Source organism: Neisseria sp. (assembly GCF_030530745.1).
Classification (GTDB): Bacteria; Pseudomonadota; Gammaproteobacteria; order Burkholderiales; family Neisseriaceae; genus Neisseria.
Map to the genome: position 1 here is coordinate 69,680 of NZ_JAUMUI010000006.1, position 23,868 is coordinate 93,547.

Annotated in this window: 19 protein-coding genes and 1 pseudogene; 6 read left to right on the forward strand and 14 right to left on the reverse strand. The window is 53.0% G+C overall.

Features of this window, described 5'->3' with window-relative positions; genetic code table 11:
* The first annotated feature begins 14 nt into the window (after positions 1 to 14).
* Positions 15 to 1,475 carry an NCS1 family nucleobase:cation symporter-1 gene (locus tag Q3970_RS03840; protein ID WP_303099287.1) on the forward strand — a complete coding sequence of 487 codons (1,461 nt, stop codon included), beginning with the start codon at positions 15 to 17 and terminating at the stop codon, positions 1,473 to 1,475.
* A gap of 63 nt (positions 1,476 to 1,538) precedes the next feature.
* On the opposite strand, the gene Q3970_RS03845 is transcribed toward Q3970_RS03840, so the two are convergent.
* From Q3970_RS03845 to Q3970_RS03865, 5 genes and pseudogenes are all read right to left on the reverse strand, one after another.
* Entirely contained in the window at positions 1,539 to 3,818 is a 2,280-nt protein-coding gene (locus Q3970_RS03845) for an NADP-dependent malic enzyme (RefSeq protein WP_303099288.1), read from the reverse strand.
* Between the two features lie 249 nt (positions 3,819 to 4,067).
* Positions 4,068 to 5,939, reverse strand: coding sequence for an NAD(P)-binding protein (locus Q3970_RS03850; protein WP_303099289.1), 1,872 nt, complete (start codon positions 5,937 to 5,939; stop codon positions 4,068 to 4,070).
* A gap of 261 nt (positions 5,940 to 6,200) precedes the next feature.
* A complete protein-coding gene (locus Q3970_RS03855) occupies positions 6,201 to 6,773 on the reverse strand; it encodes a FixH family protein (RefSeq protein ID WP_303099290.1) in 573 nt (190 codons plus the stop codon).
* Complete coding sequence (gene ccoG / locus Q3970_RS03860) at positions 6,770 to 8,194, reverse strand: cytochrome c oxidase accessory protein CcoG (protein WP_303099291.1); 1,425 nt, start codon at positions 8,192 to 8,194, stop codon at positions 6,770 to 6,772. Before ccoG ends, Q3970_RS03855 begins: the two co-directional genes overlap by 4 nt.
* A 117-nt stretch (positions 8,195 to 8,311) precedes the next feature.
* Positions 8,312 to 8,419 (reverse strand): annotated as a pseudogene (locus Q3970_RS03865) (IS5/IS1182 family transposase); the annotation flags it as partial.
* A 67-nt stretch (positions 8,420 to 8,486) separates the two neighbouring features.
* On the opposite strand from Q3970_RS03865, the gene Q3970_RS03870 reads away from it, so the two are divergent.
* On the forward strand, positions 8,487 to 9,788 hold the full coding sequence (locus Q3970_RS03870; protein WP_303099292.1) for an aminotransferase class I/II-fold pyridoxal phosphate-dependent enzyme: 1,302 nt from the start codon (positions 8,487 to 8,489) through the stop codon (positions 9,786 to 9,788).
* Positions 9,789 to 10,160: 372 nt separating this feature from the next.
* Here the strand turns inward: Q3970_RS03870 and nqrM are convergent, their stop codons facing one another.
* The 8 genes from nqrM to Q3970_RS03910 all read right to left on the reverse strand — a co-directional run bounded on the left by nqrM (position 10,161) and on the right by Q3970_RS03910 (position 17,493).
* On the reverse strand, positions 10,161 to 10,361 hold the full coding sequence (nqrM, locus tag Q3970_RS03875) for a (Na+)-NQR maturation NqrM (protein ID WP_303099293.1): 201 nt from the start codon (positions 10,359 to 10,361) through the stop codon (positions 10,161 to 10,163).
* Positions 10,362 to 10,393: 32 nt separating this feature from the next.
* Entirely contained in the window at positions 10,394 to 11,455 is a 1,062-nt protein-coding gene (locus tag Q3970_RS03880; RefSeq protein WP_368494369.1) for an FAD:protein FMN transferase, read from the reverse strand.
* Positions 11,456 to 11,692: 237 nt separating this feature from the next.
* Positions 11,693 to 12,916 (reverse strand): NADH:ubiquinone reductase (Na(+)-transporting) subunit F, encoded by a 1,224-nt coding sequence (gene nqrF, locus Q3970_RS03885; RefSeq protein WP_303099294.1) that lies wholly within the window; start codon positions 12,914 to 12,916, stop codon positions 11,693 to 11,695.
* Between the two features lie 13 nt (positions 12,917 to 12,929).
* Positions 12,930 to 13,526: an NADH:ubiquinone reductase (Na(+)-transporting) subunit E gene (gene nqrE, locus Q3970_RS03890; protein ID WP_303099295.1), complete on the reverse strand. Its 597-nt coding sequence runs from the start codon at positions 13,524 to 13,526 to the stop codon at positions 12,930 to 12,932.
* A 2-nt stretch (positions 13,527 to 13,528) separates the two neighbouring features.
* Positions 13,529 to 14,155, reverse strand: a complete 627-nt coding sequence (locus tag Q3970_RS03895; protein WP_303099296.1) for an NADH:ubiquinone reductase (Na(+)-transporting) subunit D — start codon at positions 14,153 to 14,155, stop codon at positions 13,529 to 13,531.
* A 2-nt stretch (positions 14,156 to 14,157) separates the two neighbouring features.
* The gene (locus Q3970_RS03900) at positions 14,158 to 14,922 is read right to left on the reverse strand and encodes a Na(+)-translocating NADH-quinone reductase subunit C (protein ID WP_303099297.1); all 765 of its coding nucleotides are present in this window, start codon (positions 14,920 to 14,922) and stop codon (positions 14,158 to 14,160) included.
* Positions 14,915 to 16,147, reverse strand: a complete 1,233-nt coding sequence (locus tag Q3970_RS03905) for an NADH:ubiquinone reductase (Na(+)-transporting) subunit B (protein WP_303099298.1) — start codon at positions 16,145 to 16,147, stop codon at positions 14,915 to 14,917. The genes Q3970_RS03900 and Q3970_RS03905 overlap by 8 nt, the downstream gene beginning before the upstream one ends.
* A gap of 2 nt (positions 16,148 to 16,149) precedes the next feature.
* Entirely contained in the window at positions 16,150 to 17,493 is a 1,344-nt protein-coding gene (locus tag Q3970_RS03910; RefSeq protein ID WP_303099299.1) for a Na(+)-translocating NADH-quinone reductase subunit A, read from the reverse strand.
* A 395-nt stretch (positions 17,494 to 17,888) separates the two neighbouring features.
* On the opposite strand from Q3970_RS03910, the gene Q3970_RS03915 reads away from it, so the two are divergent.
* Positions 17,889 to 18,785: a tyrosine-type recombinase/integrase gene (locus tag Q3970_RS03915; RefSeq protein ID WP_303099300.1), complete on the forward strand. Its 897-nt coding sequence runs from the start codon at positions 17,889 to 17,891 to the stop codon at positions 18,783 to 18,785.
* Positions 18,786 to 19,080: 295 nt separating this feature from the next.
* Positions 19,081 to 20,265, forward strand: a complete 1,185-nt coding sequence (locus tag Q3970_RS03920; RefSeq protein ID WP_303099301.1) for a cytochrome-c peroxidase — start codon at positions 19,081 to 19,083, stop codon at positions 20,263 to 20,265.
* 80 nt (positions 20,266 to 20,345) lie between these two features.
* Here the strand turns inward: Q3970_RS03920 and gdhA are convergent, their stop codons facing one another.
* Positions 20,346 to 21,686: an NADP-specific glutamate dehydrogenase gene (gdhA, locus tag Q3970_RS03925; protein ID WP_303099302.1), complete on the reverse strand. Its 1,341-nt coding sequence runs from the start codon at positions 21,684 to 21,686 to the stop codon at positions 20,346 to 20,348.
* 398 nt (positions 21,687 to 22,084) lie between these two features.
* Here gdhA and Q3970_RS03930 point away from each other — a divergent pair, with 398 nt between their 5' ends.
* Both Q3970_RS03930 and fghA read left to right on the forward strand, forming a co-directional pair.
* Positions 22,085 to 22,879, forward strand: coding sequence for a thymidylate synthase (locus Q3970_RS03930; RefSeq protein WP_303099303.1), 795 nt, complete (start codon positions 22,085 to 22,087; stop codon positions 22,877 to 22,879).
* Between the two features lie 83 nt (positions 22,880 to 22,962).
* A complete protein-coding gene (gene fghA, locus Q3970_RS03935; protein WP_303099304.1) occupies positions 22,963 to 23,805 on the forward strand; it encodes an S-formylglutathione hydrolase in 843 nt (280 codons plus the stop codon).
* Positions 23,806 to 23,868: the final 63 nt, after the last annotated feature.

Here is a 23,868-nt window from a genome sequence, read left to right on the forward strand (position 1 = left end):
AGAAAGGGACTGCCATGCCTGTGTATATCAAAAAGCTGAAGTCTGCCAAACCCGATACCCCGCGCTTGAGCAACGACGACCTCCTGCCGGCTAAACAGAACTGGAACTGGTACAACATCTTTGCGTTTTGGATGTCGGATGTGCACAGTGTCGGCGGTTATGTTTTTGCCGGTACGCTGTTCGCACTGGGGCTGACTTCGTGGGAGATTCTGTTTACGCTCGTCGGGGGCATTTCCATCGTGATGGTGCTGGCCAACCTGCTGGCCAAGCCCAGCCAGGCCTCGGGTGTGCCCTATCCTGTGATTGCGCGGATGTCGTTCGGCGTATACGGGGCCAATATTCCCGCCCTGCTGCGCGGCATCATCGCCATCGTGTGGTACGGCATTCAAACCTATCTCGCTTCGGTTGCGCTTACCATCATTCTGTTGAAGTTTTTCCCGCAACTGGCCGTTTGGCAGCAACAGTCGTTTCTCGGTCTTTCGCACTTGGGCTGGCTGAGCTTTTTTATCATGTGGACGGCGCAAACCGCCCTGTTCCTGATGAAGATGGATGCAATCAAGGTGTTTCTGGATTATTCGGGGCCGGCCGTTTACAGCGTGATGTTCTTATTGATGATTTGGATTGTGTATAAGGCGGGATGGGAAAACATCAGTTTTTCACTTTCTTCGGAAAAGCTGGATTTTTGGCGTACTTTGGGCGCAATACTGGTAGGCATGTCGCTGATTGTGAATTATTTTGCCGGACCTACATTGAATTTCGGCGATTTTTCACGCTACTGCCGCAGCATGAAAGATGTGAAAACGGGAAATTTCTGGGGGCTGCCGGTCAACTTTACCGCTTTTGCGCTGACTGTGGTCATCACCATTACCGGCACGCCGGTTATTTTCGGCCGGATGATTATCGACCCCATGGGCATCGTGGCCAAAATGGACAATATCGGCATTGTGCTGCTGCTGGCGTTTACCTTCGTTACCGCTACGGTGGGCACCAATATCGTGGCTAATTTCGTTTCGGCCGCCAACGATATTTCAAACCTCTATCCCGGCCGCATCAGCTGGCGCACCGGCGGCATGGTTGCGGCCGTACTGTCTGTGATAATCACACCGTGGAACCTCTACAGCTCGCCCGAAGTGATCCACTATACCATCGACCTGCTGGCCGGTACGCTCGGGCCGATGTACGGTATCATTTTGGTGGATTATTATCTGCTGAGGAAACGGGTGATCCAAGTTGACGATTTGTTCGACGATTCTCCCAAAGGCATTTATTGGTATCAAAACGGCTATAACCGTGCAGCGGTTAAATCCATGATTCCCGCTTCATGCCTCAGCATAGGCATCGTGCTGCTGGCCGATTTCGGCCAAGGCAACCCGATAATGCGTGCCATAGGCAGCCTGGCGCCTTTTTCGCTGGTAATCAGTGCCATAGTGGGCGGGGTTCTTTATTACCATCTCAGTGTAAAAAAACCTGAATAAAATATATTGATAAGGCCGTCTGAAAATGTTTTTCAGACGGCCTCGTTTATACAGGCAGCGGGTTTACTGACGTTGGGCATCTACCGCGGTCAGCGCAATCATATTGACGATGCGGCGCACGGTGGAAATCGGCGTAACGATATTCACCGGTTTGTTCATGCCCATCAGAATCGGGCCGACGGTGATGCCGTTGGTGGCGTTAACGCGCAGCAGGTTGTAGCTGATGTTGGCCGCCTCCACGTTGGGCATCACCAGCAGGTTGGCCGAGCCGGTAAGCGTGGTTTCGGGGAAGATGCTCTTGCGCATTTCTTCGTCCATCGCCACATCGGCCTGCATTTCGCCGTCTATTTCCAAAGTCGGGTCGAGTTCGCGGATGATTTCCAGCGCACGCTGCATTTTTGCCGCATCTTTATCTTTACGCGAACCGTAGTTGGAGTTGGAAACCAGTGCGGCTTTGGGTTTGATGCCGAAACGTTTCATTTCGCCGGCGCACATCAGCGTGCCTTTGGCCAGCTGCTCCGCGTCGGGGTCTTCGTTGATGTAGGTGTCGGCGATGAAGAAGTTGCCTTTGTTGGAAATCAGCGCGTTCATGGCAAAGGCGTGTTTTTCGGGGTTGTTGTAGCCGATAACTTCTTCAAAAATACCGAAGTGGTCGTGGAAACGGCCCATGGTGCCGCACAGCATACCGTCGGCATGGCCAAGGCGTACCATCAGCGCGCCGATAAGGGTGCTGTTGGCGCGCAAGCGGCGTCGCGCCATTTCTTCGGTAACGCCTTGGCGTTTGCGCAGCCGGTAGTATTCTTTCCAGCTTTCTTCGAAATGCGGGTTTTCGATGATGTCGATAAGTTCGAAATCTTTACCCGGCTGAATCGTCAAACCTTGCGACTGAATGCGCTCTTCAATGGTTTGGCGGTGGCCGACCAAAATGGGAAACGCCAGTTTTTGCGACACAACCTGCTGGGCGGCGTGCAAAATGCGCTCGTCTTCGCCTTCGGTGAGCACGATGCGCTTAATCTGTTTGCGGGCCTGGTTGAAAACGGGGCGCATAAACAGGCTGGTTTTATACACGAACTGGGTGAGTTTTTCGACATAGGCTTCCATATCGGTAATCGGGCGTGCGGCTACGCCCGAATCCATGGCGGCCTGAGCCACGGCGGGAGCGATTTTGGCAATCAGACGCGGATCGAAAGGCTTGGGAATCAGGTATTCGGGGCCGAAAGTCAGGTCGGCGTCGCCGTAGGCGCCGGCCACTTCGGCGCTGGATTCGGCCATGGCCAAATCGGCAATCGCACGCACGCAGGCGAGCTTCATTTCTTCGTTGATGGTGGTGGCGCCCACGTCAAGCGCGCCGCGGAAGATGAAGGGGAAGCACAATACGTTGTTGACTTGGTTGGGGAAGTCAGAACGGCCGGTGCCGATGATCACATCGGGGCGGGCTTCTTTGGCTTCGGGCGGCCAGATTTCGGGCTGGGGGTTGGCCAGTGCAAACACAATGGGTTGCTCATTCATGGTTTTGAGCATGTCGGGGCTCAGCAGGTTGGGGCCGGAGAGGCCGAGGAAGATGTCTTTGCCGGGAACGGCATCGGCAAGCACGCGCTGGCCGTTGTCTTTCACGGCATAGCGCAGTTTGCTTTCGTCCATGCGTTCGCGGTCTTCGCGGGTGGCGAAGATTACGCCTTTTGAGTCGCACACGGTGATGTTTTCACGCTTCATGCCGAGTGCTGCGAGCAGGTCGAGGCAGGCAATCGCGGCGGCGCCGGCGCCGGAGCACACCAGGGAAACGTCTTCGATTTTTTTGCCGGTAACGCGCAGGGCGTTCAATACGGCGGCGGCGGTGATGATAGCGGTGCCGTGCTGGTCGTCGTGGAATACGGGGATGTTGCAGCGTTCGCGCAGTTTTTTCTCGATGTAGAAGCACTCGGGGGCTTTGATATCTTCGAGGTTGATGCCGCCGAAAGTGGGCTCGAGCGAAGCAATGGTGTCAACCAGTTTGTCGGGGTCGGTTTCGTTGATTTCGATGTCGAACACGTCGATGCCGGCGAACTTTTTAAATAATACGCCTTTGCCTTCCATCACCGGTTTGCCCGCCAGCGCGCCGATGTTGCCCAAACCCAGAACGGCGGTGCCGTTGGAGATGACGGCCACGAGGTTGCCGCGGGCGGTGTATTTGTAGGATGCGAGCGGATCGTTGTAGATTTCCATACAGGGCGCGGCTACGCCCGGGGAGTAGGCCAGCGACAGGTCGTATTGGGTGGCCAGCGGTTTGGTGGGGGCGACTTGGATTTTGCCGGGTGTGGGAAATTCGTGGAAATGAAGGGCGGCTTCTTTGATTAGTTCGTCCATAATATATCCTGACTTGGCTTGAAAGGCCGTCCGAAAAGGTTTTTCGGCTTTCGGAAGGTCTGTTGTTTGAAAGCGCAATATTATCATGTTGCCGCGTGTAGCGCACTGTTATAGCGGTTTAAATTCAAACCGGCGGGGTGCCCGGTTTGTTTGGCGGTAGTGTTTGATTTTGCAGTTTGCCCGGGCTGCTGCGGCAGTGCGGGGAAAACAAAGGCCGTCTGAAACTTTCAGACGGCCTTTGTCAAGCGGTTAACCTTCCAATGCTTCGTTAACGGCTCGGTAGGCCTGATCGACAGCGCCGTGCACATACGGCATCCATGCGGCGTCGGAACCTGCGATGAAGATGTTGCCCACGCGCTTCTGCATGGTTTCGGTGGCTTTTTCGGCGCTGCTGTCTGAGTCATAAAGGCCGGCCTGCTCATAGCTGTAACCGTGTGCCCAGCGGTTGAGGGTAACGGCGGCCAGCACGTCGTCGAGGCTTTCGCCCGCCGCTGCGTAGATGCCGCGCAATTGATCGAGCATTTCGGTTTCCAGTGCTTTGTAGTCTTGGCCGTTCAGGTGGCGGCGGCCGCTGCGGTACATGTCGCGGGCGGTTTTTCCGGCAAAGTCGGTGGCGATGCGCACCATGTGGATAACGGCGGGCTCTTCGGGGGTGAGCGGGCTTTGGTAGCCGCCCATGCTGACCGGATCGTCGAGCTGGATCAGGCAGTAGGGCGCATCGGGAGCGTAAAGTGAATACACACCGAGTTTTTGGAATGCACGGGTGTTTTTTACGGCCACTTTGCCGTAAATCATAGGCACTTTCACATTGGTCAGGGCTGCGGCTTTCTGCGCTTCGGGCATTTGCGGTATCACGCGGGCGGCCAATGCGCTGTGTCCGGCAAAAACGGCCTGTTTGGCTTGAACCTGCTTGAGGTTTCCGCCGCCGTGGGGCATATAGGCCACGGCCACGCCGCCGTCGTTGTTTTCAACCAAAAGGGCGGTGCTGTTGAGGCGGATGCGTACGTTGTTTTCGGGTGCGTCGAGTTTGCTGTAGTCGAATTTGGCCAATACGATGTCTTCCATGGTGCTGCCGGGTGCGGATGCGGGGATCATTTTGCGCACCAGCAGGCGGGCAATGGAAGCGTTGCCGTCGGGAAAGTGGTAGATATAGGGTTCTTCTTCTCCTTCTTCTTCTGCTTTCAGCCCCAGATTGTCCAAACCGGGATAACCTTCTTCAAACGCTTCTTGAACGGAAATGGCGTTGATGGCGTGTCCCCAATATTCTGAGCTGATGTTTTTCAGGTATTTCAGCGCACCTTCGGGCAGTTTGGCATAGTTTTTTAAAAAATCGTAATAGCTGGTTTCTTCGGCAGTTTGCGCGCGCCGGCGTTTGTTTTGGCCTTTCAGGTAGTCGGCAGGGTCGGTATAGAGTGCAGCCAGTGCTTCTTTGTCGGCATCTGCCAGCGGAAACCGGGAAATGATTTCGGCGGCTTTTTCTTCTCCTGCTTCGGGCAGGGCTGCAATTACGGTGTCTTTGCCGAAAGAGGCCTTATTGAAAAATACGCCTTTTTTCAGGCCCCTGGTTTTCTCATATAAATCTTGGTGGAAATAGGTTTCGAATTTTTTGTAGTCGACGCCTAAATCTTTCAGCAGTGCCAGCGATTCTTCGGAATATTCGGATTTGGGCGAATCGATGGATTCGCTGCCTGCATATGAAATCAACAGGCGGCCGCCGACGGTGAATTCGTTGCGCTGGGCATGGCCGCCGAAATCGTCATGGTTGTCGATCAGCAGGATTTTGGCTTCGGGACGCTGCTTTTGGTAAAGATAAGCTGCGGTCAGCCCGCTGATGCCGGCGCCGACTATTACCAAATCGTATTGTTCGTCGGCTTTGCCGGGCAGGGTGTAGGTTTGTTTTTTTAGTGCAACGCTGTGTGCGGCCGCCTGAACGCCTTCCGAATCGCCGCGCAGGCCGAGTAGGGCGGGCGGGTAATATGTGCCGTTGACAGTATGGGCGGCGGTTTGTGCGGATTCGGGGGAAAAGATGCGGTAGATTTTTTCACAACCGCCGAGCATCAGGGTGGAAGTAACGGCTGCGGAGCCGCCGAGAAAGGCGCGGCGGGAAATTTTGCGTTTCATAAAAAGTCCTGTTCGGTATGGCTTGTGTTGCAGAAAGAACGGTTGAGGCCGTCTGAAAAAACGGCAGGAGGTTTGTTTTCAGACGGCATAAGCGCGCCATAATTTTATCAAAGCCGACCTTGATTGTGAATAATCTGTAAAATAGCATATGTTTTTATAAATATATGTCATAAACTGTAAACAAAAAAGCCGTCCGGAAAATGTTTTCAGACGGCCTTCAGGGGGAGGCAGGTTGTTTTGAGGCGGATTGGCGCATCCGGTTCAGGGTTGTTGCGCGGCCGGGGCGGAAAACAGTTTCTCCATCGGCTTCAGGTTAACGGCATTGCCTTGGCTGACCAGCCATTTGTCTTCCACGCGCCATTTGCCGCCGGCGTCTTCCACGCGCACATACCAGTGGTGGGCGGCGGGCAGGGGTTTGAAAACGGCGTTGTATTCCGCTTTGTCGCCCGAAAGTATACCGTCTCGGGCAGGCTTCAGCTTCACGGTTTGGTCGCCGGCTTTTTTGGCCGGGTGCATCAGTACCAAGTTGAGCGGTTCCTGCGGGTTGAAGTTTCCGCTCACCAATACTTTGGCGGCGTCTTTGTCGGGGCTGACCAGCACTTGCGCGTGAATATTGCGTTTGAAGGCTTCTTCGTCGCGGTGCAGTTGCAGGTCGATATGTTTGCCGTCTTTATAGTAGTCGTCGCTCACCAGATCGGCCGAATTGCTTTGAGCCAGATAAAAAGTGTAGGCGGCGGCGAACACTACAATCACCGGCCCTGCCATCAGCAGCCACGGCCAGGGTTCTCTATACCAAACTTTTGATTTCTGCGGTTGTTGGGGCACTTTGGTCATTCTCCGATAAACGATGCTTTTTCCGTGATGGTGTGGGTGTCGCCGCCGGCCTCGCGGTAGGTGAATTCAAACTCGATGGGGTGGCTGCCTTTGTCGGCGTATTCGGGAATCGTCGATACCTGCACGGGAACGGTAACGGTTTCTTTGGGCGGCACTTTGAGGCCGTCTGAAGGCAGGCCGGTAAGGGCGATTTCGTCGAAGCCGCTCACTTTGGCGGTTAATACCTGTTCGTTTTCGCTGTCGTTGATGATGCGCAGGTTGTAGGCGTTTTCAAGCCAGCCTTGATTGTTTTCGCGCACCATCACGCCGCGGTCTTTGAGGATGTCCACGCTCAGGGTTTCGCGGGTGGAAATGCCGGTTATCATGGCTGCCACGGCGGCGAACAATACGGCGCCGTAACCGATGACACGCGGGCGCAGCAGGCGTTTTGTGATGTCTTTGTCGGCATATTCGTGCGCGAGCACGCTTTCGGTGGTGTAGCGTATCAGGCCGCGCGGGTAATTCATTTTATCCATGATTTCGTCGCAGGCGTCGATACAGGCGGCGCAGCCTATGCATTGGTATTGCAGGCCGTCGCGGATGTCGATACCTACGGGGCAGACCTGCACGCACATGGTGCAGTTGATGCAGTCGCCCAAATGGGTTTCTTCTTTGCTGGCGGTTTTCTTGCGGGCGCCGCGCGGCTCGCCGCGCTCGGCATCGTAAGAAATAATCAGCGTGTCTTTATCGAACATCGCGCTTTGGAAACGGGCGTAGGGGCACATATATTTGCACACCTGTTCGCGCATCTGGTGCGCCATCAGCCAGGTCATGAAGCCGTAGAACGCTGCGGCAAACAGCGCGCCGCCGCCTGCGGTGAAGGTGAACACGGCGGGTACGAGTTCGCGTATCGGCGTGAACCAGCCGGCGAAAGTGATGCCCGTCCATGCGCACACGGCGAAAATCAGCAGGTATTTGGTGGTTTTGATGCGGATTTTGCGGAAGTTCCACGGCTCCTTGTCGAGCTTCAAACGTTTATTGCGGTCGCCTTCGACGATGTGGTCTATCCACAGCATGATTTCGGTGTAAACCGTTTGCGGGCAGGCATAGCCGCACCACAGGCGGCCGGCGATGGTGGTCCACCAAAACAGGCCGAAGGCCGAAATAATCAGCAGCAACGACAGATAGATTAAATCGCCCATGCCGAGCGACAGGCCGAAAATATAGAAGTGGCGTTCGGGGATATCGAACAAAACCGCCTGGCGGCCGCTCCAGTTAAACCACGGAATCACGTAAAACACAAACTGTGTGGCCAGAATCATTAACAGACGCAAATTGGCAAAACGCCCTTTGGCCATTTTCGGATGGATGCGTTTCGAACTTTGATAAAGTTGGATAACTTGTTCTTTGGGTTGGTTATTGCTTTTAGGTTCGCTCGACATGGCGGGGTTCCTCAGCTTGGCAGTGTTTTATGTTGTTTTCGTTACGGCGCGGTATTATAACAGCTTCCGGTTTTCAGACGGCCTGAAAAATAAAGGGCGGCCGTATGAAGGCTGAAAATATAGTGGCTTAAATTTAAAACAGTACAGCGTTGCCTCGCCTTGCCGTACTATCTGTACTGTCTGCGGCTTCGTCGCCTTGTCCTCTTTTAAATTTAAGCCACTATAAAATCCTTGCCAACTTTCTGAAAATCTTGTAGATTAATTTGAACTAGAACAAAATGGACTTTGTGTTGTGGAATTAAAACCCAAAGGCGGCACTGCTGTCAATATTGCCCAATCCGTTGCGGGGCTTATCCGCGACGGAGTGTGGCCGGCCGGTTACCGGCTGCCCACCGTGCGCAGCCTTGCGCAAGAGTTGGGCGTGAACCCCAATACCGTGTCGGCGGCCTACAAACAACTGCGTGATGCGGGTATTATCGACACCGACGGCAGGCGCGGCAGTTTTGTGCCTGAAAAAACCGAAATCCTGCATACCGAAAGCGCAGTTCCCCAAGGCTTGGTGGATTTGGCTTCGGGCAATATCGACCGCCGCCTGCTGCCCGAACTGCCCTCCGACCTGCTCAACGGCTACCATCTGGATACCGACGTAGGCGGCCACGGCGACAACCCCGAACTGATGGCGTTCATACGCAACTGGTTGCGGCAAAACACTGGTATTGAAGCCGACCCTATGCTGTTTTCGGGCAGTTTGGACATTATCGACCGCGCGCTCGGCCAGTATTGTATGCCCGGTGCAAAAGTGCTGGTGGAAACACCGTGCTGGCTGCCCCTGCTGCCTCTGCTTGCCGGTTTGCGCCTTGAGGCCGTGCCGGCCGAAATGGACGAAGAAGGCGCAAAAATTCCCGATCACACAGACTTCAGCCGGATTTCCGCAGTTATCCTTACTGCCCGCGCCCACAGCCCCACCGGCATCTGCTACAGCCGCGAACGCTGGCAGGCATGGCAGAACGCGCTGGCGCCGCATAAAACATTAGTGATTATCGACGATCACTGGGCAGCGCTCAGCCTGAAACCTTTCCATGGAATGGAAGGGTTTGCCAACGAATGGATATATACCACTTCGACCAGCAAATTCCTCGGCACCGATATGCGCACTGCCGTTGCAGCGGGTAACGGCAATACTTTGAAAGCCATGAAAAAGCGTTTTTCCCTAGGGCCGCGCTGGATCAGCAAACTGTTGCAGCACGTTACTCTGCAACTGTGGCGGCAGCTCGGAGAGGGAGGGCTGGCCGCTATCGCCGCAAGCTACCAAACCCGTCGCCAAAAACTGATCGGCAGCCTGCAGCGGCACGGCATCTGTGTGCCCGGGCAACACGGTGAAGGCCAGCATATCTGGCTGCCGGTGCATAATGAAGCACAGGTTATCCAGTTTCTTGCCGCCAAAGGCTGGGCGGTACAGAGCGGAGCGGCGTTCAATTTGTCGAAACAAAGTGCGGTTCGGATTACGATAGGAAATCTGGGGGAGCGGGACTGCGAAACGCTGGCCGACGACATAGCCGAAGCATTATCGGCAAATGGTAGGGCCGTTTATTGAAGGTGTGGCGCAGAAAACAGAAAAGGCCGGAATACGGCAGTATATTGCCCTTCCTGACAAGAAAGATTGCAATATGGCCTACGCACAACCGACCTCTGAGTAACGATGCTATATTATTTTTGGGAGAAGGCTGGGTGGGGAATGCCGACGGGTTGATACGGCAATATTTCCCTAAGGGGGCGGATTTCAGAAAAGTGTGCGGCATACAGATTAAGGCGGTTGGGGGTAACCTCAACCACCGAGCGGGAAAAACGCCGGGTGATGAAGCTCCCGCCGATTTGTTTTTACCGGCCCTTGACGTCGGCATTTGAGTGTTTACCTGATATGTGTATATAAGGCCGTCTGAAAAATATCGCGTTGCTTTACAGTAAGTTATGAAGTTGTTTTTCCCTGTTTGGCCAATTCGGCTCTGCGGCGTGCGCACGGGGTGTCGCAGTCGCAGACTTTTTCCATGCCGAGGGCGGAAATGCCGCCGCAGCTGCCTTTGATTTCGCGGCGTTTGAAAATGTAGCCCAGAGCCATGCCGAGTATCACCAGCAGGAAAAAGCAGAAGGTGATTAAGAAAATTTTCATGGTTTGATCCTTATTTGAAGCCGTTGCAGCGGCTATTTTACTATTTCTTTAAAGGCAGAAGACATTTCGGTTTTAAAACCATCGGCGGTTTTGATAATCAGAAAAACCGCTAGGCGGTTTTTCTCGGCGGTTGCCAGCGCTTTTTCTTCACCCATCGCAAAAAGGCCGGTAGCCAGTCCGTCGGCGGTCATGGCGCTATCGGCTACCACGCTTACAGAAGCGAGATTATGACTGATGGGCTGTTTGCTTTTGGGGTCGATGATGTGTGAAAGGCGTTTTCCTGATGCATCGGTATGGAAATTGCGGTAATCGCCTGAGGTGGCAAGCGAACGGTTGTTTAAAGGCACCACGATTTGTGCGGTTTGTTTTTGGGCAAACTGCGGTTGTTCGATGCCCACGCTCCAAGCTTTGTTTTGCCGGTTTCTGCCTTTTGCGCGCAATTCGCCGCCGACTTCGACCAGATAGTTCTGAATGCCGAGGCTGTCGAGATGCTGCGCCAGTTTGTCGACGCCGAAGCCTTTGGCAATGGCAGACAAGTCTAAATAAACGCCGTCGGCCTGCTTGCCCAGGCGTGCGCCGTTTTCAGACGGCCTGCCGGCTTCTAAACGGATTTTGTCTATACCTACCAGTTTTTCGACAGTGCCGATTTGTTTGGCTGTCGGTGCTTGGCTGATGCTTTTGTCCGGCCCGAACCCCCACAGGTTTACCAGTGGGCCGACGGTAACGTCTAAAGTGCCTTCGGTGATGAGGTTCAGACGCACGGCTTCTGCTACTACGGTGGCGAAGTCGGCAGAAACAGCCATGCTGCCATCGCTTGCTTTCATACGGTTGAAGCGGCTGATTTCGGAATCGGTTTGGTAGGTGGACATTTGCCGGTTGACTTCTTGCAAAATCTTATCGAAACCGGCTTGGATTTGTTTCGGATCGGGCAGGGGCTCTCCCGGATTGGCAAGGTATTTGACCGTGTAGGTAGTGCCCATGGTTTCGCCGCTGACGGTGGCCGTTTCGGGCGCGCCGCCGCAGGCGGAGAGGGCTGCTGAAACGGTTAGCAGGGCGATCAGCCGGAAGGTGAGGCTTTTTACGTGGTGAAGCATAATGATTTCTTTAACGAAGAGGTAAAACGGCATCAGGCCGTCTGAAAAAGGTTTTCAGACGGCCTGAGACCTTTGCACCCCCCATCTGCGGCGCATTTCTGCGTTGTGCGCTGCCCGCTCGCTTGCCTATCTACTTGATATGTCTGCGTCCGCTGCGCTACTACGCCTTGAACTGCATCCACATCTGAGGGTTTTGCAAAGGTATCAGCCTGATGGGTGTATGGCTGCGTGGCAGCCTTAGCCGCCGAAGTCGTCCAACAAGATGTTTTCGTCTTCAACGCCCAAATCTTTCAACATTTTGATGACTGAGGCGTTCATTATCGGCGGGCCGCACATATAAAATTCGCAGTCTTCCGGCGCTTCGTGGTTTTTGAGGTAATTTTCGTAAATCACGTTGTGGATAAAGCCGGTGTAGCCGTCCCAATCGTCGTCGGGCTGGGGATCGGAAAGGGCGACGTGCCATTCGAAGTTGTCGTTTTCCGCCTGCAGCGTGTCGAAATCTTCAACATAAAACATTTCGCGTTTGGAGCGTGCGCCATACCAAAAACTGATTTTGCGTTTGGACTTCAAACGTTTGAGTTGGTCGAAAATGTGCGAGCGCATCGGTGCCATGCCTGCGCCGCCGCCGATAAACACCATTTCGGCATCGGTGTCTTTGGCGAAAAATTCGCCGAAGGGGCCGGAAATGGTAACTTTGTCGCCGGGTTTGAGCGACCAGATATAAGACGACATCTGACCGGGCGGTACATCGGGGTTGTTTGGGGGCGGGGTGGCGATCCGCACGTTGAGCATGATGATGCCTTTTTCTTCGGGATAAGAGGCCATCGAGTAGGCGCGTACAATCGGCTCGTCTACTTTGGAAACATAGCGCCACAAGTTGAATTTATCCCAATCTTCGTGGTATTCCTCGGGAATATCAAAGTCTTTATAGGCCACGGTATGCGGTTCGGCTTCGATTTGGATATAGCCGCCGGCGCGGAAGGGCACTTCTTCGCCTTCGGGAATTGCCAGCTTCAGTTCTTTGATGAAAGTGGCTTTGTTGTCGTTGGAAATAACGGTGCATTCCCATTTTTTCACGCCGAACACTTCTTCGGGAAGTGCTATGTCCATATCGTTTTTGACGTTGACCTGGCATGACAGGCGGCAGCCTTCTTTGGCTTCGCGTTTGCTGATGTGGGAAAGCTCGGTGGGCAGAATGTCGCCGCCGCCGCTTTTTACCACTACTTTGCACTGTCCGCAGGAACCGCCGCCCCCGCAGGCGGAAGATACGAAAATGCCTTTGCTCGAGAGTGCGCCCAACAACTTGCCGCCTGCCGGGACAGTGATTGTTTTATCGTCTTCATCGTTGATGGTGATGGTGATGTCGCCGGAGCTGACGAGCTTGGATTTGGCCAGCAGAATCATTACGGCCAAAGCCAAAATGATTATGGTGAACATCACAATGCCTAAAATGATTTCCATGCGTTCCCCCTCCTTATAACTGTATGCCGGAAAATGACAGGAAACCCAATGCCATCAGGCCGGCGCTGATGAAGGTAATGCCCAAACCGCGCAGGCCGTCCGGAACATCGGCATATTTCAATTTTTCAGTGATGCCTGCCAGTGCCACAATCGCCAGCATCCAGCCCAAACCTGCGCCGGCACCGTAAACGATGGATTCGGTGAAGCTGTAATCGCGCTGTACCATAAACGATACACCGCCGAAAATGGCGCAGTTAACGGTAATCAGGGGCAGGAAGATACCCAGTGCGTTGTAGAGTGCGGGGAAATATTTGTCCAAAATCATTTCGAGAATCTGAACGATGGCGGCGATTACGCCGATAAAGGTAATAAAACGGAGAAAGGTTAAATCAATACCTGCCATAAGGGCCCCGTCTTTCAGAATCAGCGAATATACCAACTGGTTTACGGGTACGGCAATCGACAAAACAACAACAACAGCTATCCCCAAACCGAAGGCAGTGGAGATTTTTTTGGATACGGCCAAAAATGTGCACATACCCAAAAAGAAAGAAAGTGCCATATTTTCAATAAATATGGATTTCACAAAAATACTCAGATAGTGTTCCATGATTATTTCTCCACTTGTTCGGGTTTCCAAGTACGCAGGGCCCAAATAATGAATGCGATGATGAAGAACGCACTGGGTGCCAGCAGGAAAAGGCCGTTAGCCTGATACCAGCCGCCGTCCTGAACGGTTTGCATAATGGTAATACCGAACAGCTTGCCCGAGCCGATAAGCTCGCGGACAGCCGCAACAATAACCAGAATCACACCATAGCCGATACCGTTGCCCAAGCCGTCGACGAAGCTGTCAAGAGGGGGTTCTTTCATGGCAAACGCTTCAGCACGCCCCATCACAATACAGTTGGTGATAATCAGGCCGACGAATACCGACAGCTGCTTGGACAATTCATATGCAAATGCCTGCAGTACCTGATCGACCAGTGTTACCAGAGAAGCGATTATGGCCATCTGAACGATAATGCGCACGCTGTTTGGAATATAGTTGCGGATTAAAGAGATAAACAGGCTGGAGAAGCCGGTTACCAAGGAAACGGAAACAGCCATGACTACGGCGGTTTCCAGTTTTGTGGTAACAGCCAGAGCGGAGCATATGCCGAGAATTTGGAGGGCAATCGGGTTGTTTTTTGCAACCGGTGCGGATATCAGTTCTTTCAAACGTTTTGTATCAGCCATGGTTATTCTCCTGTTTTGATTTTGGCCAAATAAGGACCGAAGCCGTTTTGGCTGAACCAATAATTAAACGAGTTCTGCACGCCTTTGGTGGTCATGGTGGCGCCGGAGAGGCCGTCTACACCATGCTCTTTGTCGGAAGAGGCACCTTTGCCGACACGGATGGCGACATTGCCTTGTCCGTTATACAGCTTTTTGCCGACAAAGTTTTTCTGCCATAGCGGGTTGGCAATTTCACCGCCCAAACCGGCGGTTTCGCCCTGTTCGTAATAGGTGATTCCGTTGATGGTGTTGCCGTCCGGTTGAACGGCCACGAAGCCGTACATTACCGACCACAGGCCGCTGCCGTGCATGGGCAGCACGATTTGGCCGGTTTTGCCGGAATCGTCTTTAATTAAATATACTTCGGCATATTTGGCGCGGGTTTGAATGCCCGCCAGATCGTCTTCCGGCCGGATTTTTATACTTTGCTGCGGATCCTTGGCGGCGGCGCGGGCATCAAAATCTGCCATTCCCTCTACATATTCGCCGCTGGCCAAATCCACAATACGGGGTTCGACCCGCTCCGCGTATACTTTTTGTATATCGGTGCTGCTTGAGAGCAGGCCGGCCGCCCCCAAAATATTTCTTTGTTTGTCTAACAGTTTTTTTTCGTTTTGAAGGGGTTTCAAACCCACTGCGGCCCCTGCTACGACAACCGAACATAACAGACTGACGGCAACCACAACAGCCAGAGTGCCGCCGAAGCTGTCTTTATCAAACTTAGCCATTGCGAATCCTCCTGCGTTTGATATTCGCCTGAACAACAAAATAATCCATAATCGGGGCAAACAGGTTGGCAAATAAAATTGCCAGCATCATACCTTCGGGGTAGGCGGGATTGACCACACGGATCAGTACGCACATGACGCCGATTAATCCGCCGTACCACCATTTCCCGGTGTTGGTAAACGAGGCGGATACGGGATCTGTGGCCATAAACAGCATACCGATGGCGAACCCCCCCAATACCAAATGCCAATACCAAGGCATCGAGAACATGGGGTTGGTGTCGGAACCGATGGTGTTAAAGAGTAAAGAGGCCAGTACCATACCGATCATGACGCCGGCAATAATACGCCAGGAGGCAATACGGCCGAATACGATAATCAGACCGCCGATAATCAGAGCCAGAGTGGAAACTTCACCGACAGATCCCGGCATATTGCCGATAAAGGCGTCCATCCAAGTAATCGGCTGGCCGGTAACGGCGTGTTTCAAACCTGCCGCCCCCTCTGCCGCCCATTGAGATAAGGCTGTGGCTCCCGAAAACCCGTCTACGGCGGTCCAAACGGCATCTCCCGACAGATTGGCGGGGTAGGCGAAAAACAGAAACGCACGGCCTGCGAGTGCGGGGTTCATAAAGTTTTTACCCGTACCGCCGAACACTTCTTTGGCCACAACCACGCCGAAAGTAATGCCTAAGGCAGCCTGCCACAGGGGCAGGGTGGGCGGTACGATAAGTGCGAACAGAATCGAGGTAACGAAAAAACCTTCGTTGATTTCGTGTTTGCGTACAATCGAAAACAAAACCTCCCAAAAGCCGCCCACGGCAAAAACCACCGCATAAATCGGCAGAAAGAATATGGCTCCCAGTGATAATTTACTGAATATGCCGGCTTCGCCCCCCAAATTAATACCCAGCCACTGTGCCGCCGCATAATGCCAGTCGGCGGCAATGTTTTGTTCCAGCAGCCCGGATTGGTTGATGGCGGCAATAGATTGTGCGCCAACGTTATACATGCCGTAAAACATGGCCGGAAACAGAGCCATCCATACCAAAATCATCATGCGTTTGGAGTCGAGGGCGTCGCGGACATGCGAAGCTTTGCGCGTTACCGTTCCTTGGGTATATAAAACGGTGGCTACCGCTTCATAGAGCGGATACCATTTTTCATGTTTGCCGCCGGGCAGGAAATCGGGTTCGATTTTTTCTAAAAAATGCTTTAATCCCATTTTCAACCTTCTTTCTCAATCTTGTCCAGCACATTGCGCAACAGCGTGCCGTATTCGTATTTGCCCGGGCAGACGAAACTGCACAGCGCCAAATCTTCTTCGTCCAGCTCCAGACAGCCCAAAGCCTGCGCACCGTCGGTGTCGCCGACAATCAGATCGCGCAGCAGCAGGGTCGGCAGGATATCCAGCGGCATCACACGCTCGTAGGTTCCGATGGGAACCATGGCACGTTCGCCACCGTTGGTGGCTGAGGTGAAATTGAACAGTTTGCTTTTTAGGAAATGGCCGATGGTAGTGCGGGTAACCGTATATTTTCCTGCGCTGGGAACTACCCAGCCGAACAGTTCTTTGGCGCGGCCTTCGGCAATAACTGAAATCTGATTGTGGTAGCGGCCGAGGTAATCATGGGGACCGGATGCAATGGCGCCATTGAGTACCGAACCGGAAATGATACGGTTTTCGCCTTCTTTTAATTCGTCCGCCGTCAGTTCGGAAACTTTCACACCCAATACCGTGCGCAGCAGGCGCGGTTGTCTGACTTGCGGGCCGGCCAGCGACACTACGCGCGAAACGTCCAGTTCTCCGGTGGCAAACAGATGGCCGATGGCGGTAACGTCTTGATAGTTTACCGTCCACACTGTTTTATTGGCGCCTACGGGTTCGATAAAGTGGATGTGCGTGCCCGACAAACCGGCCGGATGCGGGCCGCCGAATTCGTGAACGGTGATGTTGCCGCCGTCTGAAACCGGAATATCGGCACCGGCGGCTTTGCAGACGTGGATTTGATTGGCGGTGAGGCGGCTCAGTACCAGCAAACCGCGGGTAAAGTCGTCGGCACGTTCCCGAATCACTACCTGTGGATCGGCAGCCAGCGGGTTGGTATCCATGGCGTTGACGAATATGGCGGCAGGCTCGGCATCTGCGGCGGGTATTTTGCTGAAGGGGCGGGTGCGGAAGGCCGTCCACAAGCCCGAAGCGATCAGGTTGCGGCGGGCTTCCTCACTGCTCAAACGGCTAAGGGCTTCGGCGGGGTAGCGATCGAAAGTAATCTGTTCGTTGCCTTCTACGGCAATTACCACCGATTGCAACACCCGTTTTTCACCGCGGTGGATGGCGGCAACCGTGCCGGATGCCGGGGCGGTAAATACTACACCGGGATTTTTCTTGTCTTCAAACAGTACTTGGCCTTTTCGGACCTTATCGCCTTCCTGAACCTTCATAGAGGGGCGCATACCCACATATTCTTCGCCGAGTACGGCCACTTCGGTGGCAGCGGCGCCCGGGTAGACGGTTTGTTCCGGCTTGCCTGCAATCGGCAGATCAAGCCCTTTTTTAATTTTAATCATGGTTTTGAGCTAACGTCGTATCAGGTTGATGAAATACGGATTGCAAGTTTGACATCGGAACCCGAGAATAATCTGATGCCGTCTGAAAACAAACCTGCAACCGCTCGGTAGAACACAGCCGCCGAAGCCGTATTCTTTTCCTTTCCTGTGTATAATCGACACGGGGCAGGTGTGCGGCTTTATAAGAATACCATGTACATAAGAATACCATGCACAAGTTTGGTAGTGTTGCAAGCTTGCGCGGGCGGCTGCGTAACACCGAATCTAAACGGAAAACCGTTTTGATTTTACCTAAATCGTACACTTGTTACTACGGTTTTAACCGATAAATTTTATTTTCCTATAATAATCAAAATCTTGATTAAAATATTTACTTTTCAGACGGCCCGGATACCATGCTGCTCGAACAGTTCGCCAACTATCAGAATCCTTATTTGAATATGCTGGTACAGCAGGGTAAGTCGTCGCATACCATAGCGGCATACCGCCGCGATTTGAACCAGCTTCAAAAACTGATGCCGGAAAATTCAGACGGAGAAACCGTAAACCGCCGTCATTTTACGGCTGCTTTGAAAAAGCTGTCGCAGCTTGAGGCCCACCAGCGGAGCATGGCGCGCAAACTGTCGGCTTGGCGGCAATATTGCGGCTGGCTGGTTGAACAGGGTTTGCTGGAAGCAGATCCGACCGAAGGTTTGAGGGCACCCAAGCCGCCGGAGCGTTTGCCCAAAGCGCTTGAGCAGGAAACGCTTAACAACCTGCTCGATAACGATACCGATAGTGAACCTTTGAGCGTGCGCGATCATGCTTTGTTCGAGTTGATATACGGCAGCGGCCTGCGCGTGGGCGAAGTGCACAGGCTGGATATTGAAGATGTTTTGCTTGAAGAAGGCTGGGTTGGTGTAACCGGTAAGGGGGACAGGCAGCGTCGCATACCGCTGGGCAGCAAAAGTATAGAGGCTGTTAAGGCCTATCTGCCGAAACGGGCGGCAGCGGGGGGGGAAACTGCTCTGTTCACCAGCCGTGCGGGCCGCCGCCTGAGCATACGCCAGATTCAAAACCGACTGTGCGGTTGGGCGTTGAGCCACGGCAGCCCGCAGCATATTTCACCGCATATGCTGCGCCACAGTTTCGCCAGCCACCTGCTGCAGTCGGCGCAGGATATCCGCGCGGTGCAGGAGCTGCTCGGCCACAGCCGGTTATCGACCACGCAGATTTATACCAAGCTCGATTTTGACCATTTGGCAAAGGTTTATGATGATGCGCACCCGCGGGCGAAGCGTAAGAAAGAATGATGTGGCACTGCCCGGCCGGGTTCGGAACTTCAAACAATCAAGAAGCAGGCCGTCTGAAAACTTTTCGGACGGCCTGCTTCAGTTTGTATTAAGAAAAGGAGGATATAATGTGCACGCACGAAACTACGTTTTACAAATTTTATCAGCATTATTACCAAAACCAATGGAATATAAATTATTGACGCTGCGCAAATTCAGGAGATGATTCTACTTTTATACTGTCTGCAACCATAAGCCGCATTATGGTGAAAACGCGTAACTAACAATAAAATTTTTAACAGATAAAGGAACCACCATGAAACACATTCTCGAAAAAAGCGGTTTGGCGTTGGCTGTGCTGTTGGCGCTTGCAGCATGCAAAGGAGAAGGACAGTCGGGTCAGGTTGCGGAGTCGGCGTCTGTACCCGCAGTGTCGGAATCTGCCTCGGCAGAGGATTCAACAGCTTCTTCTGCCGCAGCAGTACCCGATAACAGCAATGCATCGCCTGAAGACAAAGAACTGTTAAAACAGGCGCAGTCACTGTTCCAGCCGTTGCCCGATGAAGCAGAAATGCAAAAAGCACATCCGTTTACCGAGGCACAGGTTAAACTCGGCCGTCAGCTTTGGTACGAACCTCGTCTGTCGCGAGGCAATACGGTAAGCTGCAATTCCTGTCATAACTTGGCGACAGCGGGTGTAGACAATCTGCCGACCAGCCCGGGCCACAAGGGAGCCTTTGGCGGCCGCAATTCACCTACGGCCTTGAATGCCGCCCTGTTGGGCAGCCAGTTTTGGGACGGACGTGCCGCTACGGTAGAGGAACAGGCGGGCGGGCCGTTACTGAACCCGGTGGAAATGGCCAATCCCGACAAGGCTTCGGTGGAGAAAAAAATTGCGGCGATTCCCGAATATCAGGCTATGTTTAAAGAAGTGTATGCTGATAAAGGCGGTACGGTAACGTTCGACAATATTACAGAAGCCATTGCTGCGTTCGAACGTACACTGCTTACTCCTACTAGATGGGACGACTATCTCAAAGGCAATATCGGTGCGCTTAACGAAACCGAGCGTAAAGGTGTGCGTGCGTTTATCGATAACGGTTGTATAGCCTGTCACAAAGGCGTTGCGCTGGGCGGCGATTCGTTCCAGAAATTCGGTTTGGTCAAAGGCCCTTACTGGCAGTTTACCGGCAGTAAAAACAAAGACGAAGGGCGCTTTGAGGTAACTAAAGCCGAAAACGACAAATTTGTGTTCCGGGTTCCCGGCCTGCGCAATGTCGCCCGCACTTATCCTTATTTCCACGACGGCAGCGTGTGGGAGCTGGATAAAGCGGTCGGCATTATGGGCGAAGCGCAGCTGGGCAAACAGCTGCCGAAAGAAGACGTAGATGCCATTGTGGCGTTTTTGAACACCTTGTCCGGCACTGTGCCCGAATCTGCCCGCACTGTGCCTGAACTGCCTGCATACAGTGCAGCCGACAGCCGTCCGGACAATCAATAAACCAACGGTATCTAACCGAAAGGCCGTCTGAAAATATTTTCAGACGGCCTTGGTTTGTTTCAATCAAACAGCGGGTGAGGTTAAACCACGCCTTGCGCCAGCATGGCTTCGGCCACTTTTTTGAAGCCCGCGATATTGGCGCCGTTCACATAGTTTACATAACCGCCTTCGCTGCCGTTGGCCACGCAGTTTTCATGGATGTTTTCCATGATGCCGAACAGGCGTTGGTCGACTTCTTCGCGCGTCCAAGAAAGGCGGATATGGTTTTGGCTCATTTCCAAACCCGAAGTGGCCACGCCGCCCGCATTGGAGGCCTTGCCCGGCGCATACAGGATTTTGGCTTTAACAAACGCTTCGACCGCGCCCAGCGTAGAGGGCATGTTCGCACCTTCGGCCACGCAGAAGCAGCCGTTGGCGAGCAGGGTTTTGGCATCGCTTTCGTCAAGCTCGTTCTGGGTGGCGCAGGGCAGGGCTACATCGCAGGGCACGCCCCACGGTTTTTGGCCGGCAAAGTATTCCAAACCTTGCTCTTTGGCGTAAACCGACAAACGCTCGCGGCGCACTTCTTTCAGTTCGATTAAAGCAGCCAGTTGTGCTTCGGTCATACCGCTGTCGGCAAATTTTACGAAACCGTTTGAATCGGAAACGGTCAGCACTTTCGCGCCGAGCTGAATCGCTTTTTCGGCGGCGTACTGCGCCACATTGCCGGATCCGGAGATCAGAACTTTTTTGGCCGCCATGCTGTTGCCTTTAGTTTTCAGCATGCTGTCGGCAAAATAAACCGTGCCGTAGCCGGTGGCTTCGGGACGGATCAGGCTGCCGCCGTAAACCAAGCCCTTGCCGGTGAGCACAGAGGTGAATTCGTTGCTCAGCTTTTTATATTGGCCGAACAAAAAGCCGATTTCGCGACCACCCACACCGATGTCGCCGGCGGGCACGTCGGTGTCGGCACCGATATGACGATAGAGTTCGCTCATAAAGGCTTGACAGAAACGCATTACTTCACCGTCGCTCTTGCCTTTGGGGTCGAAGTCGGAACCGCCTTTGCCACCACCCATGGGCAGCGTGGTCAGTGCGTTTTTGAATACCTGCTCGAATGCCAGGAATTTCAGCACGCCCAAATCCACCGAAGGGTGGAAGCGCAGGCCGCCTTTGTAGGGGCCGATGGCAGAGTTCATCTGTACGCGGTAGCCGCGGTTTACTTGCACTTGGCCTTGGTCGTCCACCCACGATACGCGGAACATAATCACGCGCTCAGGCTCAACAATGCGCTCCAACAGACCGTGGCGGGTGTATCGCGGGTTCTTCGCCAAGAAAGGCGCAAGACTGCCGAATACTTCTTCAACGGCTTGATGGAAAACGGGTTGGTTGGGATCGCGCTGTTTGATTTGCTCGAACAGGTTGTGCAGATTTACAGACATAGTTGTTCTCCGAAAGATTGTTTTAGGGAAAAATTTTAGTTGGGTGGCTGTAATATAAACGCCTTTTCAGCAGCGTGCCAAGTAAATTTTTTTGAAATTGTTGACATTATTTTTTTAATAAATCTAATTCTTGATATTTTTTTATAAAAAATAATTTTTATTAATTTTTAAATTAATATTTAAAATAAAAATTGAAATTTTCATCTAAAAATAAAAAATCTAAAAAAATTTCTCCATCTCATTTTGTCAACAAAATTTGACTTGGTTCAAGCAATGGAATTTCCGCCCGGCTTTCCAGTTAAATGAAGGGCGTCTGTTTGAGTGATACAATATCTCTGTTTTTAACGAGGTTTCAGGCCGTCTGAAAACCGCTCTGAAATATCAAACTAAGGAACTCTATGAAGGCCTACTTGGATTTAATGCACCATGTGTTTGAGCATGGCACCGACAAACCCGACCGTACCGGAACCGGTACCCGATCCGTATTCGGCTATCAGATGCGCTTCGATTTAAGCAAAGGCTTTCCCCTCCTCACCACAAAAAAACTACACTTGCGTTCGATTGTCCATGAGCTGTTGTGGTTTTTAAAAGGCGACACCAACATCAAATACCTGAAAGACAACAACGTTTCGATTTGGGACGAATGGGCCGACGAAAACGGCGACCTAGGCCCCGTTTACGGCTACCAGTGGCGCAGTTGGCCCGCACCGGACGGTCGCCATATCGACCAAATCGCCAATCTGATTGACCAAATCAAAAAAAATCCCGACAGCCGCCGCCTGATTGTTTCGGCATGGAACCCCGCACTGGTTGATGAGATGGCCCTGCCGCCGTGCCATGCGCTGTTTCAGTTTTATGTGGCAAATGGCAAACTCTCGTGCCAACTCTATCAGCGCAGCGCAGATATTTTCCTCGGCGTGCCGTTTAACATCGCCAGCTACGCGCTGCTTACCATGATGCTGGCGCAAGTATGCGGTTTGCAGGCGGGCGAGTTTGTTCACACCTTCGGCGATGCCCACCTATACAGCAACCACTTCGAGCAGGCCGAATTGCAGCTTACCCGAGAGCCGCGAGCGTTGCCGCAGATGAAGCTCAACCCCGAAGTGAAAGATTTGTTCCGCTTCAAATTTGAAGACTTCGAATTAACCGGCTACGACCCGCACCCGCACATCAAAGCTGCGGTGGCGGTGTAAGTCATAGCGGCAGTTTGTATCGATAGGATTTTTTCAGACGGCCTGCTGTAAGGCCGTCTGAAATATTAAGAAAAACAGTAAACATGAACACCTTAACCCTGATTTCCCGCAATAAAATGTTTAACGGCAGCCATGAGCGCTACCGCCATTTTTCCGATGCCAACCAATGCGAAATGACTTTCGCCATTTATCTGCCGCCGCAGTCGCTGCAAGGTTACCGTGTGCCGGTTTTATACTGGCTGTCGGGTTTAACCCGCACCGATGAGGATTTTTCCACCAAGTCGGGTGCGCAGCGTTTCGCCGCACAGTGGGGTATTGCCTTGGTCATGCCCGATACTTCGCCGCGCGGAGCAGGCGTGGCTGATGATGTCGCCGATAATTTGGGGCAGGGCGCAGGTTTTTATTTAAACGCCACCTGCGAGCCGTGGGCGGCGAATTATCAGATGTACAGCTATATCGTGCACGAGTTGCCGGCTTTAATCGAAGCGCATTTCCCAGTGAACGGTTTACGCAGCATCGCCGGCCACAGCATGGGCGGCCACGGCGCTTTGCAGATTGCCCTGAAAAACCCCGAGCGTTATGCGGCGGTTTCCGCTTTCGCACCGATTGCCAACCCGAGCCAAACGCCGTGGGGCCAGAAAGCCTTTGCCGCTTATTTGGGCGACAATCCCGAACTATGGGCGCAATACGACAGTGCAGAGCTTGCCAAAACTGCCGTTAAAAAACTGCCAGTATTGATAGACCAAGGCAGCACCGACGAGTTTTATCCGCACGATCTGCAACCGCAGGCATTTGTAAATGCCGCGCGCGGTAACGGTTTTAATGTGCAATTCAATCTGCGCGAAGGCTACGGCCACGGTTATTATTTTATCGCCACCTTTATCGACAGCCATATTGAGTTCCATGCCGACGCGCTGGGGCTATGATACCTAAAGGCTGTCTGAAACGTTTTTCGGGTGGCCGGTTGTTTGCGCATCTGACTAAATACC